This window comes from Thermosyntropha sp. (assembly GCF_017656155.1).
In the GTDB taxonomy this organism is placed as follows: Bacteria; Bacillota; Syntrophomonadia; order Syntrophomonadales; family Syntrophomonadaceae; genus Thermosyntropha.
Genome location: NZ_JACDOH010000006.1, coordinates 114,917 through 130,222, shown reverse-complemented (window position 1 = coordinate 130,222; position 15,306 = coordinate 114,917). Strand labels below are relative to the sequence as shown.

Annotated in this window: 12 protein-coding genes; all 12 read right to left on the bottom strand. The window is 37.7% G+C overall.

From position 1 onward, the window contains the following. Nucleotides 1-90: 90 nt before the first annotated feature. Nucleotides 91-2,487 carry a translation initiation factor IF-2 gene (infB, locus tag H0Z36_RS07525; RefSeq protein WP_296865085.1) on the bottom strand — a complete coding sequence of 799 codons (2,397 nt, stop codon included), beginning with the start codon at nucleotides 2,485-2,487 and terminating at the stop codon, nucleotides 91-93. Next, nucleotides 2,475-2,819: a ribosomal L7Ae/L30e/S12e/Gadd45 family protein gene (locus tag H0Z36_RS07520; protein ID WP_296865083.1), complete on the bottom strand. Its 345-nt coding sequence runs from the start codon at nucleotides 2,817-2,819 to the stop codon at nucleotides 2,475-2,477. The genes infB and H0Z36_RS07520 overlap by 13 nt, the downstream gene beginning before the upstream one ends. Nucleotides 2,820-2,840: 21 nt before the next feature. Continuing rightward, nucleotides 2,841-3,116 carry a YlxR family protein gene (locus tag H0Z36_RS07515; protein WP_296865081.1) on the bottom strand — a complete coding sequence of 92 codons (276 nt, stop codon included), beginning with the start codon at nucleotides 3,114-3,116 and terminating at the stop codon, nucleotides 2,841-2,843. Then, nucleotides 3,103-4,167: a transcription termination factor NusA gene (gene nusA / locus H0Z36_RS07510; RefSeq protein ID WP_296865079.1), complete on the bottom strand. Its 1,065-nt coding sequence runs from the start codon at nucleotides 4,165-4,167 to the stop codon at nucleotides 3,103-3,105. The genes H0Z36_RS07515 and nusA overlap by 14 nt, the downstream gene beginning before the upstream one ends. Nucleotides 4,168-4,181: 14 nt before the next feature. Then, nucleotides 4,182-4,634 carry a ribosome maturation factor RimP gene (gene rimP, locus H0Z36_RS07505; RefSeq protein ID WP_296865077.1) on the bottom strand — a complete coding sequence of 151 codons (453 nt, stop codon included), beginning with the start codon at nucleotides 4,632-4,634 and terminating at the stop codon, nucleotides 4,182-4,184. Between the two features lie 152 nt (nucleotides 4,635-4,786). Continuing rightward, nucleotides 4,787-8,437 carry a PolC-type DNA polymerase III gene (locus tag H0Z36_RS07500; protein WP_296865075.1) on the bottom strand — a complete coding sequence of 1,217 codons (3,651 nt, stop codon included), beginning with the start codon at nucleotides 8,435-8,437 and terminating at the stop codon, nucleotides 4,787-4,789. Nucleotides 8,438-8,485: 48 nt separating this feature from the next. Further along, complete coding sequence (locus H0Z36_RS07495; RefSeq protein ID WP_296865073.1) at nucleotides 8,486-9,151, bottom strand: MgtC/SapB family protein; 666 nt, start codon at nucleotides 9,149-9,151, stop codon at nucleotides 8,486-8,488. 26 nt (nucleotides 9,152-9,177) lie between these two features. Next, the gene (locus H0Z36_RS07490; protein ID WP_296865071.1) at nucleotides 9,178-10,878 is read right to left on the bottom strand and encodes a proline--tRNA ligase; all 1,701 of its coding nucleotides are present in this window, start codon (nucleotides 10,876-10,878) and stop codon (nucleotides 9,178-9,180) included. Between the two features lie 36 nt (nucleotides 10,879-10,914). Beyond that, entirely contained in the window at nucleotides 10,915-11,970 is a 1,056-nt protein-coding gene (gene ispG / locus H0Z36_RS07485) for a flavodoxin-dependent (E)-4-hydroxy-3-methylbut-2-enyl-diphosphate synthase (RefSeq protein ID WP_296865069.1), read from the bottom strand. Between the two features lie 4 nt (nucleotides 11,971-11,974). Further along, complete coding sequence (gene rseP / locus H0Z36_RS07480; RefSeq protein WP_296865067.1) at nucleotides 11,975-13,006, bottom strand: RIP metalloprotease RseP; 1,032 nt, start codon at nucleotides 13,004-13,006, stop codon at nucleotides 11,975-11,977. Between the two features lie 19 nt (nucleotides 13,007-13,025). After that, nucleotides 13,026-14,180: a 1-deoxy-D-xylulose-5-phosphate reductoisomerase gene (locus tag H0Z36_RS07475; RefSeq protein WP_296865065.1), complete on the bottom strand. Its 1,155-nt coding sequence runs from the start codon at nucleotides 14,178-14,180 to the stop codon at nucleotides 13,026-13,028. Continuing rightward, a complete protein-coding gene (gene ytvI / locus H0Z36_RS07470) occupies nucleotides 14,180-15,295 on the bottom strand; it encodes a sporulation integral membrane protein YtvI (RefSeq protein ID WP_296865064.1) in 1,116 nt (371 codons plus the stop codon). The genes H0Z36_RS07475 and ytvI overlap by 1 nt, the downstream gene beginning before the upstream one ends. Between the last annotated feature and the right edge of the window lie 11 nt (nucleotides 15,296-15,306).

Here is a 15,306-nt window from a genome sequence, read left to right as displayed (position 1 = left end):
CGCTGGGTTTCTATGATTGCTTAAGCTTTTTCATCATATTTAAGTTAACAGCACCATTATTTCTGATTAAACCTCTCTTAATCAAAAAGTTTAAAGCTGTCTTTCTACCTTCTCCATGGTAAATGCTTCGATTATGTCATTTTCTTTAATATCATTAAAATCTTTTATACCTATACCGCACTCGTAGTTTTCTACGACTTCCCTTACATCATCCTTAAAACGCTTAAGCGACGATATAGTTCCTTCATAAATTACAACACCATCACGCAAAACCCTTACATTGGCATTTCTCTGAATTTTTCCTTCAATCACATAACAACCAGCAACAGTGCCTACATTAGGCACTCTAAAGGTTGCTCTAACCTCTGCTCTTCCCAAATATTTTTCTTTATATTCTGGTTCTAAGAGCCCTGCCATGGCTTTTTTCACATCATCAATAACTTCATATATTACTCTATAAAGACGAACATCAATTCCTTCTGCTTCCGCATGTTTGCGCGCCTTGCTTTCCGGTCTTACATTAAACCCGATTATTATAGCATTTGAAGCTGATGCAAGCATCACATCAGTTTCCGAAATAGCCCCTACCGCAGCATGAATTACATTTACCTTTACTTCATCAGTAGCAAGTCGTAAAAGAGATTGAGACAAAGCCTCTACTGAACCTTGGACATCACCTTTGACGACGACATTCAATTCTTTAATATCAGAATCCTGCATATGTTTGAAAAATTCGTCCAAAGATACACGGCTGCTTTGTTTTTGTTCTTCTAATTTTTTTTCATTAAGCCTTAATTCAACTAGTTCTTTTGCAACCTTTTCTTCACAAGCTATAACTTGTTCACCTGCTTCAGGAACATTCGACCAACCCATAACTTCAACCGGCATAGAAGGCAATGCTTCGTCTACCCTGCGGCCTTTATCATCCATCATAGCCCTAACTTTACACATAGTAATACCGCAAACAAGACAATCCCCAACTCGCAAGGTTCCTTTCTGCACCAATACAGTAGCAACAGGTCCGCGACCTTTATCAAGCTTGCTTTCAATGACAACTCCTTCTGCCGGGCGATCTGGATTTGCTTTTAACTCCTGCATTTCCGCAACTAATAAAATCATTTCCAAAAGATTATCTATTCCCTGGCCTGTTTTGGCAGAAACTGGAACAAATATAGTATCTCCGCCCCAGTCTTCTGGAATAATATTATATTCAGTAAGCTGCTGCATTACCCGTTCAGGATTAGCATCTGGCTTATCAATTTTATTAACAGCCACAATAAAAGGAACATTTGCTGCCTTAATATGATTTATAGCCTCAACAGTCTGAGGCATGACTCCATCATCAGCTGCTACCACCAAAACTACTATATCAGTAATATTAGCCCCTCTTGCCCGCATAGCAGTAAAAGCTTCATGACCAGGCGTATCAATAAAAGTAATTTTATTATCATTTACTGTAACCTGATAAGCACCTATATGCTGGGTAATTCCGCCTGCTTCACCTAAAGCCACATTAGATTTCCTAATTTTATCTAAAAGAGAAGTTTTACCATGGTCAACATGTCCCATAACTGTTACAACCGGAGGACGCGGTTTAAGTTTGCTTTCATCATCAATAATCTTTTCCAAAAGCTTTTCTTCCTCTGGAATTTCTCGCTCAACTTTCACTTCATACAAACTGGCCACAATTTCAGCAGTATCAAAATCGATAATTTGATTGATTGAGGCCATAGTTCCTAATTCCATAAGTTTTTTTACTATTTCTGCCGGAGTTTTATTAAGTTTTTCTGCCAGCTCACGAACAGTTATGGAATCTTCAATAGTTATAACTTCAGGTGTAGGTCTTTCTGTTTCTTCCTTTTTCTTTTTATGTTTTGTCTTCTTTTGAGGCCGACTATAATCTTTGCGTACTTCAGCCGACTCATCTTTTTTAAATTTAGCAGGCTTTATCTTTTTTATTTTTCCCTCGGTCCTTTCTTCATCCGTTTTATCACTATAATTACCCATATTCAGTACGTTATTATCCCGATCCTTGTTTATAATATCAGGCTGATTTTTATCGTATCTCTTGTTCTTTTCGCTCATTTTATTTCCCTTAACACCTTGTCTATTTTGTTTAGCCTCTGTTTTAGCAACTTTTTTATGCTCAATGCCTTCTGTTTTAGCATTCGGAGCCGAAGCAGAGGGGAAACTTTCTTTCTTACCTTTACTACCGCTTGATGTTGATGTGTGAGGTTGTTTAGGCCTATCATCAGGTTTCTGATTATTTGGCGCAGATTTATTTATTTTTTCTTTTTTCTTCGAAGTTTCAAGGGAAGTTTTACTCTCAGCCAGCTTAAGCTGTTTTTTTACCCAGTCCGCCTGGGATATTTCCATGGTACTCATGTGATTCTTAACATCTATACCCATTTTCTGCAGGGCAGTTACCATTTCTTTACTGGATAATCCTAGCTCTCTGGCTAATTCATGCACTCTTATTTTGGCCATTTAAACACCCCCATACTTTTTGCTTCGTCTCCCATCCTTGGCAAAGCCTTCATAATCGTTTCTGCCATTTTTTTATCATTTATAGTTACCGCAACCCGATATGCCTTACCAATACAAGTCCCCAGTTCATATTTGTTTCCCAAAAATATAAAGGGAACTCCCTGTTTTTCAGACAGAGACACAAGAGATTCCCTGGTATTAGCAGCTATATCATTGCTCATAATCAAAAGGGACGCCTTACGTCTGATTATGCTCGATTTAGCTGCCATTACCCCTGATGATACTTTACCGGCCTTTTGAGCAAAACCTATAATACTGTATATTTTCTGCAATCTATCACACACCTTAACAAATTACAGGTTAATTTCTGAAATCTTTTCCTTTAAAAGTGTAAATACTTCAGTAGGAATGTCTTGTTCCAAAGCCTTTTGAAGCCTTTTTCCCTTAATAGCTTGATTTAAACATTCGATATTAGGACAAATATAAGCTCCTCGTCCTGACTTTTTGCCTGTACTATCTATCTCAATCTTTCCGTCAGGCGTTCTTACTATCCTTATCAGATCTCTTTTGTTTTTCATTTCACGACAACCTACACACATTCTCTGCGGAATTTTTCTAGTTTTCACCATAATTTTCCTCAAACCCCTCACTAACTTGGCTTTCACTCTTAATATCAATCTTATATCCAGTCAACTTAGCGGCTAATCTTGCATTTTGCCCTTCTTTTCCAATAGCTAAAGACAATTGATTATCCGGCACTATAACACGAGCAGTTTTTTCAGCCGGATCAGCATAAACAGCTATTACTTTAGAAGGGCTTAAAGCATTGGCAATATATTTGCCGGGATCAGAATCATACTTAATAACATCAATTTTTTCTCCATTAAGTTCATTCACTATATTTTGCACTCTTATACCTTTTGGCCCCACACATGATCCTACTGAATCGACTTTTTCATCTAGTGAATAAACAGATACCTTAGATCTAAAACCTGCTTCCCGGGCAATAGACTTGATTTCTACTATACCATCATAAATTTCAGGCACTTCTAATTCAAAAAGCCTGCGCAGAAAATAAGGATGAGTTCTAGAAACGAAGATATTAGGACCTTTAGGACTGTTTTTAACTTCATAAATATAAGCTTTAACCCTTTGTCCTAACTCATACTTTTCAGTCGGCATCTGATCTGCAGGGAGCATTATTCCTTCAACCCGTCCTAGATTTATATACACAGTTTTAGTTTCAATACGCTCAATTGTACCTGTAACTATTTCTCCTTCTCGCTCCAAAAACTCTTCATATATTATACTTCTTTCAGCTTCTCTCAATTTTTGTATTACCACCTGTTTAGCGGTCTGAGCTGCAATCCGTCCAAAATTAGCAGGGGTTACTTCAATATATACTACATCACCTAATTTACATCCAGGATAAAGCTCCTCAGCTTCTTCAACTGATATTTCAAGGCGTGGATCTTTTACATTTTCTACAATAGTTTTTTGCGAAAAAACTTTAACTTCGCCTGTTTCTTCATCAAATTCAACACTCACATTTTGAGCAGTGCCAAAATTTTTTTTATAAGCAGTATTTATTGCCGATTTAATAGCTTCCACAAGCGCAGTTTTAGGAATTCCACGCTCTTTTTCTATTTCATGCAATGCCTGAATCAAATCGCTGGACATTGTTTTGCCTCCTCTTAAATATCTGGATATAATCTTACCGTTAAAGTCATTTCCCATGGTATCTCAACTTCCTGTCCGTCCACTCTTAAAACCAGGTTTTGTTCATTTATTTCATCTAAAATACCTATAATATTTTTAAAATCAGGATAATCTTTCTTCATCTTAACCTTTACTTTTCTTCCAATAAACCTTGCTGGATTCTTATCTTTTTTAATTATTCTATCTAAACCAGGCGAAGAGACTTCCAAATGATCATAAAATATATCCTGTTCATCAATTATAGCCTTGACAGCACGTGTAGCCTCACTGCATACATTAAGGTCTACTCCTTCTTCTTTATCAATAAAAATCCTCAAAATTTGTTCTTTATTTTCCCTGCGATACTGAACATCGACCAATTCTATATCAATCCTTTGCAATATTGGTTCAATAATTTTTTCAATTTCCTGAACTGCTAATTTTACCATTCAATTCCCCCCTGCTAAATTTCTGTCGACCATATTACTGCAATAGAAAAAGTGGGTAACAACCCACCTTTTCTCCACAGATATTACTTCGCTTAATAAGAGTATAACACAGGGCAACATATTTATTCAAGTAAATACAAAAAACTCGGCTCTCAAGCAAAGAGGTTTATCTGGCTGCTTTCAGGCATCCCTTTAAAACATCCATGTTTTTTCAATATTTCCATCGCTGTTTTATTGAGCCTGGTTCTAAGCTGAAAATCTTCTATTGATATAAATTGGCCTTCTTTCCTGGCCTCAACAATACCCTGAGCTGCAGCCACTCCCACATTTGGCAAAGCTGAAAAAGGAAGAATAAGTCCATCACGATGAACTTTAAACTTCGCAGCATCAGAAATATATATATCTACCGGATAAAATTTTATTCCTCTAGCATAAGCTTCCATAGCTAATTCCAGAATAGTAAGCAGTTTCTTATCTTTGGCCGAAGCTGTATTTCCCATTTTATCAATCTCTTCAATTCTTCTTTTTACCGCCTCATAACCCTTAAGTATGGTCTCTGCCTCAAAATCTTCTGCTCTTATACTGAAGAAACTCGCGTAAAATTCCTTCGGATAATAAACTTTAAAATAAGCTATCCGGAAAGCCATAGTTACATAAGCAACTGCATGTGCTTTAGGGAACATATACTTTATCTTCTTACACGACTCAATATACCATTCCGGCACCCCATGCTCCCGCATAATTTCTTCATCTTCCTTGCTCAACCCCTTACCTTTTCTTACCTTTTCCATAATCTTGAAAGCTCTCTTTTTTTCCAATCCTTTATAAATAAGAAACACCATTATATCATCACGGGTACATATCACTTCACTCAGGGGCGCAGTCCCATTTTCAATCAAATCCTGAGCGTTATTCAGCCAAACATCCGTACCGTGAGAAAGTCCGCTTATACGAACTAACTCCGAAAAAGTAGTGGGACGCGTAGCTTCTAACATCTGTCTGACAAAGCGGGTACCAAACTCGGGTATACCAAAAGTTCCTACCGAAGAACCTATATCCTCAGGAACTATACCTAAAGGCTCCACACTCGAAAATATTTTCATAGTCTCTTTTTCACTCAAACTTATATCCCGGGCATTAACCCCGGTCAACTCTTCTAATTCCTTTATAACTGTAGGATCATCATGACCTAAAATATCCAGCTTTACCAACTGGGCATCTATAGCATGATAATCAAAATGAGTCGTGATAACCCCTGCTTCCTGATTATCTGCAGGATATTGTACAGGAGTAAATTCAAAAATGCTGTGGTCATGAGGAACAACAATCATTCCTCCTGGATGCTGACCAGTCGTCCTTTTTACCCCTGTTATCCCACGGGCTAATCTGGTAATTTCAGAATTTTTTAAGAATATACCATTATCTTCAGCATATTTTTTTACAAATCCATATGCCGTTTTTTCTGCTATGGTAGATATAGTCCCTGCCCTGAAAACATTTTCTTTGCCGAATAATTCTTCAACATACTGATGGGCCCGGCTTTGATAATCTCCTGAAAAATTAAGGTCGATATCGGGGACCTTATCCCCTTCAAAACCTAAAAAGGTTTCAAATGGTATATCAAAACCACTTTTTTCTAACATACTGCCGCAGCGGGGACAAACTTTATCTGGCAAGTCAGCTCCACATCCCACGGAACCATCAGTAATAAATTCGCTGTACTTGCATTCAGGACAAATATAATGAGCCGGTAAAGGATTAACCTCGGTTATTCCGCAAAAAAAAGCAACCAGTGATGACCCTACCGAACCTCTTGACCCTACTAGATACCCGTCTTCATTAGATTTCTTTACCAGTTTATGGGCAATAAGATACAACACACTGAAGCCATGGGTAGTAATAGAATCAAGTTCGCGCTTTACTCTTTCTTCTACAATAGAAGGCAAAGTATCGCCGTAGATAGATTTAGCCTTATTCCAGGTTAACTGAATGATTTCGTCTTCTGCTCCCTCAATTTTAGGAGGATAAAAACCTTCCAGGACAGGTTTAACTTCTTCTATCATTTCTGCAACTTTGTGAGTATTCTCAATAACCACTTCGCGGGCTTCTTCTTCTCCTAAATAAGAAAACTCGTCAAGCATCTCCTCAGTAGTTTTAAAATAAAGAGGAGCCTGTGCCTCGGCATCTGCATACCCCTGTCCTGCCTGGATAATGCGGCGAAAAATTTCGTCTTCCGGATCTAAAAAATGCACATCTCCGGTGGCAACTACCGGCTTTCCTAACCTTTTGCCAATATGGTATATAAACCGGTTAATTTCTTTTAATCTTTCTTCATTTTCTACTATTCCATTGCGCACCATAAATTCATTATTCTTAATCGGCTGAATCTCCAGGTAATCATAAAAAGAAGCTATTTTAACAATCTCTTCTTCACTCGCTCCATTTAAAATTGCGCTGTAAACTTCACCTGCTTCACATGCACTCCCAAGCAGTATTCCTTCCCTGCATTCTACAAGTTCAGAGCGGAGTATCTTAGGTTTGCGATAATAATTATTAAGATAAGAACTGCTGATCAATCGGTATATATTTTTTATTCCAGTCTGGTTCTGGGCCAATAAAACTATATGATAAGGTTTCTCTTTCTTGTCTTTTTCCACCAGATAACCTTCTACTCCATAAATAAGCTTTATGTTATGTTTTTCCGCTGCATGCCAGGCTTCAGGATATGCCTGCACACAACCATGGTCAGTGATAGCAACAGCAGGATGCCCCCATTCCGCAGCTTTAGCAATAAGTGCAGATGGTTCCGTTATTCCATCCATAGCACTCATTTTGGTATGAGCATGCAGTTCAATTCTTTTTTGCAAAGCCTTATCAATACGTTTATCTCTAGACCTATGGATATATGATTCCATAAAAAGCACTATTTCACGGGCAAAGTTGTCATATCGAACCCCGCCGCCCGCTCTTATCCAATCGCCTATACTTATATTATCCTGTCCTAAATCATCAATAAAATATTTAATAAGTATAGTGTCAGTATAATCAGTAAGCCAGTAAGTAACAACAAAACGCCCATCACGCAGCGAAGTAACTTCTTTTTTCCATACTTCACCTTCAACCAGAGCTATCCTTAAGCCTTCCTGCAGTTCACAAACCTTTAGAACTTCACCATTTTTCAAAATATCTTCAGTTATTTTAGGCTTACGCAAAGGTTTTCTATTTCCAGGTTTTGTTTCTTTTTTTTCTGAGGAAAATGTTAATTCCAAAAATTCAATTTTATCCTTTAAAATCAAATGATTACTAACTGCATCTGTTTTTTCCTGGTTATTTATCACTGCCCGCACCAAAACCCGCAATCCATAATTTTGCCAGAACCACGCAGATAAGCGGTTGCAAATCTGATGGTCAATAATGTATCTGTAAACTTCTAAATCTTCAGTTGTAAGATCAACTTTTTCTTGATTAATCTTAAACTTAACCTTATTATAAAATTCTGGATTTGGGAAAAATTCTGAACAGAGTGCAGAATGACTGTAAGTCAACAACTTTTGTAGATTATCTACAAAATTATCCAAATAAATAATTATCTGCACATTATCTAAAAAAGGAAACAAATTATTTAAAGCAGCCGCTGTTTCGTTTATCAGAGATGAAGGTACCGGCCGATCTATCCTAACGTGGAAACGCCATAATCTACGGCTGTGATAAACTTCAATTCTCTCTAAAAAAGCTCCCTGCCATTCTTTTAAAAACCGTTTATCTATGTTGGCAGCTAAAAATTCATCGAAGCGTTTTTTCATCGGCCTCCCCCTTCCCTTTACAGTTATAAATAAATTAAATCCGCAGTTTTAATTGAGCCGTTCAACACTTTTTACTCCTCTAGCTGCAGCCAACTCTTCCACTACATCTCCAATCGCAACACTACCTGGTAAATTTACCAGGAGCTCTATTTCCAATTCAGTATCATTTTCCATGCGATTTAGCTGGATATTTTTGATAGAAACCCCCATTTCTCCAAGTATCGAACCTATTATCCCTACCTGTCCCGGACGATCTTCAACTATCAAAGATAACCCTTTATACTCCCTTAAGCCTGTAAACCTATGTTCAAACCGTACAAAATAAATCAAAACAAATAAAATAAGCAGAGTCGTAGCTACAGCAGGTGCATAAAGACCTGCTCCAACTGCCAACCCAATACAGGCTACCACCCAGAGCCCGGCAGCAGTAGTAAGTCCCCGAACTGTTGCTCCTTCACGCATGATAGTCCCAGCTCCCAAAAAGCCTATGCCGCTTACTACCTGAGCAGCAATTCTTCCCGGATCAGCATTTACTGTATGGTAATAATCAAAATACATATCCAGGGAAACAATCATGGCCAAGGCAGAACCTACACAAACTAAAGTATATGTTCTAAGCCCGGCCGGCCTGTTCAGGCTTTCTCTTTCCAAACCAATTAAAGCTCCTAAAATACAGGCTAAAGTAAGCTTAAAGATAATCTCATAAATTGACACTTGCCTTCACTTCCCGCTGAATAAACTTATCCTTTTAAAATTTCTCTTACTTTTTCCAAAACACCTGTTAACTCGACCAACTCGGATTCTTTTTCCCATCTTTTCTTTATCTCTACCCTATTTTCCTGCAAAGATTTTGGCCCAATTGTAATTCGAACCGGAATTCCTATTAAATCCGCATCTTTAAACTTTACTCCTGCTCTTTCATCGCGGTCATCGAGTATAGTTTCTATACCTGCTTCAATCAAAGTATTATATATATCTTCAGCCGCTGTTCTAAGTTTATCGTTTTTCATATTTACCGGCACAATTATTACATGGTAAGGTGCAATAGGAATAGGCCAAATTATTCCATCTTCATCATGATTTTGTTCTACAGCTGCCGCCATAGTTCTTGAAACCCCTATACCATAGCACCCCATTATAAAAGGCTTTTCTTTTCCATTCTGATCTAAAAAGGTAGCGTTCATAGCTTCTGAATACTTGGTTCCGAGCTTAAATATATGTCCTACTTCTATCCCTCTTAAAACATCCAAACTGTTTCCACAAATTGGGCACTTATCTCCTTTAACTGCATTGCGCAAATCTGCAACAGCCTCAGGGACAAAATCCCGACCTAAATTAACATTGACCAAATGGAAGTCATCCTCATTGGCACCACATACAAAATTGCGCATATTAGCAACTTCAAGGTCTACATAAACCTTGCATTCAAGTCCAACCGGACCTAATGATCCAAAAGTAGCTCCACAAAGTTTGCGTACCTTATTTTCCTCAGCCATAAAAAGCTGTGCACAATTAAGAAAGTTTTTAAGCTTAGCTTCATTAAGCTCGCGATCACCGCGAATCACCACGGCAATGATTTCTCCATCTGCTTCATACATCAGAGTTTTTACATGTTTATCTTTAGATATCCCTAGAAAAGCTGAAACTTCTTCAATAGTTTTTTGTCCTGGAGTAGCAACTTTTTCTATATCACGCATAGGTTCAGAAATATCCTGTTTTTCTACAACACAAGCTGCTTTTTCCACATTAGCTGCATAATCACAATTATCGCAGTAAACTATTTCTGATTCCCCGGTATCAGCTAAAACCACAAATTCATGGCTTTCATTTCCGCCAATAGCCCCGCTATCAGCTTCAACTACACGATATTTTAAGTTTAAACGTTCAAAAACCCTTCGGTAAGCTTCATACATTTTATTATAGGAAATATCTAAACCTTCATAATCAGCATCAAAAGAATACAGATCTTTCATTATGAATTCTCGTCCACGCATTAAGCCAAAACGTGGTCTAATTTCATCACGGTATTTATTCTGAATCTGATACAGCATAAGAGGTAAATCCCGGTAAGAATGTACATCTGCATTTACCAGACTGGTTATAAGCTCTTCATGGGTAGGCCCTAAAGCAAATTCACGATTGTGTCTATCTTTAAGCCGGAACATTTCATCGCCATAAACTGCCCAGCGCCCTGATTCTTCCCAGATTTCACGGGGCTGAACAATGGGCATTAAGAGTTCCTGCGCCCCTGCTCTATCCATTTCTTCCCTTATAATATTCATTATCTTTCTTAAAACTCGATTAGCTAAGGGCATATATGTATAAACTCCAGCCGTAGCCTTACGGATAAAACCTGCTCTTAAAAGCAGTTGATGGCTTATTATCTCTGCTTCACTTGGAATTTCCCGTAAAGTTGGACAAAACAGTTCTGAATACCTCAAACTTTTTACCTCCTTAAACATGATTATTTAAAAAATTCAGTCTTTTATCATTTTCATGACTTCCAATATTAATTCTTCTACCATTTCATCTTCTCTTATTTTTTTTATGCTTTCCCCGTTCTTAAAAAGTAATCCCCATCCTTTGCCTCCAGCAATACCAATATCAGCTTCCTTGGCCTCACCCGGACCATTTACTACGCATCCCATAACTGCAACCTTTAAAGGCTTGTCTACATTCCGCAGCTTTTTATCGATTTGTTCAGCGATATTAATTAAATCAATCTCACATCTGCCACAGGTAGGACAGGAAATAAGTTCTACCCCCCGGTTTCTCAAATTAAGGCTGCGCAAAATCTCATAAGCTGCCCATACCTCATCAACCGGATCAGAAGTTAAAGAAACCCTTATAGTGTCGCCAATGCCCTGATAAAGAAGTACTCCCAATCCTACGGCAGATTTTATGAGCCCTCTATCCTTGGTTCCTGCCTCAGTTATTCCTAAATGCAAAGGATAATCAACCATGTCAGCTATCATACGATATGCTTGGACTGTTAAATCAACGGAAGAAGCTTTTAAAGATATCTTTATGTCATGAAAATCCATATCTTCCAGTATCTTAACATGGTTCATTGCACTTTCCACCATGACAGAAGGAGTTATTCCTTCATGCTTTTTTAAAAGGTCCTTTTCCAATGAACCAGCATTAACTCCTATCCTTATAGGAATTTTTCTGTCTTTACATGCCTTTACTACTTCCTTTACTTTCTTCATACTTCCAATATTGCCTGGATTAATCCGCAAAGCATCCGCCCCTGCTTCGATACTTGCCAAGGCCAGTTTATAATTGAAATGAATATCAGCTACCAGGGGAATAGAAATCCGTGATTTTATCTTTTTCACAGCAGCTGCAGCTTCTTCATCGACTACTGCCACTCGAACCAGCTCACAGCCAGCCCTTTCTAGAGCCTTTATCTGTCTTACCGTCCTGTCAACATCACGGGTATCAGTATTGGTCATAGATTGAACTACGATCGGATTATTCCCGCCGATTAAAATATCGCCAATTTTAATTGTTCTTGATTTTCGACGCATTTCATCATCCTCTTATCAGCCTTACGATATCGTTATAGGTAACAATTATTATAAGTATCATAAGAAAGATAAAGCCAAGCCAGTGAATAAAACCTTCTTTATCAGGTTCAATAGGCTTTTTCCGTATCCATTCGATAATTGCAAAAACTATACGGCTCCCATCCAGGGCTGGTATAGGAAGAAGGTTTAATATCCCTAGATTTATACTTAAAAAAGCAGTAAAGCTCAAAAGAAACACTGTTCCCACTTGAGCCGCTTCCCCTACCAATCTGGTAATACCTACCGGACCTGCTAAATCTGCGGCAGACGCTCCCCCGGTAATCATAGTCCACAAACCGGCAAGCAAAAGCAGGGTAAGCTGATAAGTTTGCTGTAAACCAATTAATATAGATTTAAAAATATTTTGCTTAGTATACTCAAGTTTACTCATAACTCCAATTGCTGGTCCCCCGCTGGTTTCATTCTTTTCTGGTCTAACCTTTATATTTATTAACTCCCCATCTCTCTTTATAAGTAATTTTAAATAAGCTCCTTCCGGGGTAGCAGCGATTTTTTTTGTAAATTCTTCCCAGGTTCTTACTTTATCTCCGTTTGCTTCTAAAACCAGATCATTTTCCCTGAGGCCTGCTTCATAAGCCGGTTTACCCACAATCACCTTGCCAATAACAGGTTCATTGGAGGCATGAGGGACACCTATAAAAGTGTAAATATATATAAATATTAAAATGGCAAGAACAAAATTCATAAAGGGACCAGCAAAAGCCACCCTTATTTTTTCCAAAGGTGTTCGGTTGCTGAATCCGTTAGGATCACTGTGATCACCTGGCTCCTCACCGGCCATCCGCACAAACCCGCCTAAAGGAATAAGCCTAAGGGAATACTCTACCCCATCCTTTTCTATAGAAAACAGCTTATAGCCAAAACCAAGGCTAAATTCATGTACAGGTATACCTATCCTGCGTGCAGTTATGAAATGTCCCCATTCATGCACCAAAATTAAAACTGCAATTATTATCAAAGTAGTAATAACTGTCACCTTTTTGCCTCCTCTAAAATCATATGTATCGCTCCGCCTCTCTTCTCGCCCATTCATCAGCGGCAAAAATCTCCTCTAAAGAAGGATGTTTAACTATCACATGTTTTTCCATAACTTTTTCCACAATCTCAGGTATAGAAATAAATTTTATCTTTCTATTAAGAAAAGCCTCTACCACAACCTCATTGGCTGCATTTAAGACTGCCGGCATAGTTCCTCCAATATTTCCCGCCTGGTAAGCTAATTTCAAAGCTGGGAATCTTTCGGTATCCGGCCTTTCAAAATGCAAAGCCCTCAAATTGAAAAAATCTAAAGATTTAGCACAAGAAACCATTCTCGATGGATAAGTTAAAGCATACTGAATAGGTATGCGCATATCCGGAACTCCTAAATGGGCGAGGAAAGAGCCATCAACTAATTCCACCATAGAATGAATTATACTTTCTTTATGTATCAACACTTCAATTTTATCATAATCAATTTCAAAAAGATGATGTGCTTCAATTATTTCCAGCCCTTTATTCATCAAGGTAGCAGAATCAATCGTAATTTTAGAACCCATTTTCCAGTTGGGATGATTTAAAGCCATTTCAACTGTAACCTTTTTCAAATCATCGCAGGAAAAATCACGAAAAGGTCCTCCTGATGCAGTAAGCCAGATTTTTTTTAAATGCTCCTTTTCTCCCTTAATACATTGAAAAATAGCCGAATGTTCACTATCTACCGGAATGATTTCTACATTATTGTTCTGAGCTTCTTTCATAACAATATCTCCGGCAGCCACCAAAGTTTCCTTATTAGCCAATCCTATGCGCTTTCCTTCCTTTATCGCCGTTAAAGTAGGCACTATTCCTACCGCTCCGCTTACTGCTACTAGAACAAAATCTACTTCCGGCATAGCTGCAATTTCGCATATCCCTTCTATTCCCAATTTCAACTCTACACGAGATGAAAATAAGGTTTTCAATTCCTGATAAACATTTAAATCATCTACTGCTACAGCTTCAGGCTTATACTTATTTATCTGCTCTTTAAGCTTTTCAGATTCATCTTTAGCTGCCAGGGCTAATACTTTAAATCTATCAGGATATTTATCAACTATTTCCAAAGCCTGCTGTCCAATAGAACCGGTTGAACCTAATATAGCCAGACTTAGCGTTTTATCAGTTTCCATCAATTATGCCTCCATTTTATATTATCAAAAACCCCTGCCCTGTAACTGGCGATTATCACCACCATTAATACAGGACCCAATATCATACCTGCTAACCCACCTAACTTCAAACCTACATATAAAGAAAACAAAGTTGCCAGTGGATGTAAACCTATATTATCTCCTATAATCTTAGGCTCCAAAAACTGCCGGGTAGCTGAAATTATAATATATACTATCATTACAGCAACAGCCAGTTTTGCTTCTCCAGTAATAAAAAGCCATATCGCCCAGGGAACAAAAAAAGTTCCAGGACCTAAAACCGGTAAGATATCTAAAAGTCCTACAATTATTCCTATAGTAATTATATATTTAAATCCTAAAATTTTAAGTGAAACCATGGTAATAAGTGCAGTAATTGATATTAATATACTATATGCCTTTAAAAAACCAGTTAAAGCACCGAATAGCTGAATTACTACATTTCTGGTTTTAGAATGCACATTCCCCGGAATATAGCGAAAAAAGAAAATCCTTATAAGAGCCCGATCTTTAATGATAAAATAAGTAGCTACCGTAGCAATCATCAAAAAAATAAAAAATTCCGGCAATGCAGTAAGAACTTTAACTAAAAAATTAGCACTTTGTCCCATTAATCCTTCTATTCCGCGGAGGCTTTGCTGTAAATTGCTCTCAATAGATGTCTGCAATTCTGGAGGCATATTTAATCGCAAATACCACAACTTTATATTGCTCACAGCATCAACTACATTGCTGGTTATTTGATCAGAATATTCTGTTAAACTGGGAAGCATACCTGAAATTTCACGGACTACCTTAGTAATGAGCAGTGAAATTATATAAGTAGAACCTCCTACTACCAATATCAAACTTACTATAACAGCCAGGCTCCTCTTTAAACGCAGTTTTTTTTCACAAAAAACCACTACCGGCTCAATCAGAACGGCCAGTATAACAGCAATTATAAAAGGCATAAACAAAACAGGCACATAAGAGAGTATTTTGCCAATTATAGGAAAAACATAGGTAAAAATGAGATAAAAAGCCACCAAACCCATTACAAAAATAGATAATTTAGCTAAAATCTTAAGGTATTTGAGTAATTCCGGCTCCACTTTCTCCCCAC

Bases quoted from the DNA above. Each gene is read 5' to 3' on its own strand.
- infB (WP_296865085.1), bottom strand. From the start codon at position 2,487: ATGGCCAAAATAAGAGTGCATGAATTAGCCAGAGAGCTAGGATTATCC.
- H0Z36_RS07515 (WP_296865081.1), bottom strand. From the start codon at position 3,116: ATGGTGAAAACTAGAAAAATTCCGCAGAGAATGTGTGTAGGTTGTCGT.
- nusA (WP_296865079.1), bottom strand. From the start codon at position 4,167: ATGTCCAGCGATTTGATTCAGGCATTGCATGAAATAGAAAAAGAGCGT.
- rimP (WP_296865077.1), bottom strand. From the start codon at position 4,634: ATGGTAAAATTAGCAGTTCAGGAAATTGAAAAAATTATTGAACCAATA.
- H0Z36_RS07500 (WP_296865075.1), bottom strand. From the start codon at position 8,437: ATGAAAAAACGCTTCGATGAATTTTTAGCTGCCAACATAGATAAACGG.
- ispG (WP_296865069.1), bottom strand. From the start codon at position 11,970: ATGCGTCGAAAATCAAGAACAATTAAAATTGGCGATATTTTAATCGGC.
- H0Z36_RS07475 (WP_296865065.1), bottom strand. From the start codon at position 14,180: ATGGAAACTGATAAAACGCTAAGTCTGGCTATATTAGGTTCAACCGGT.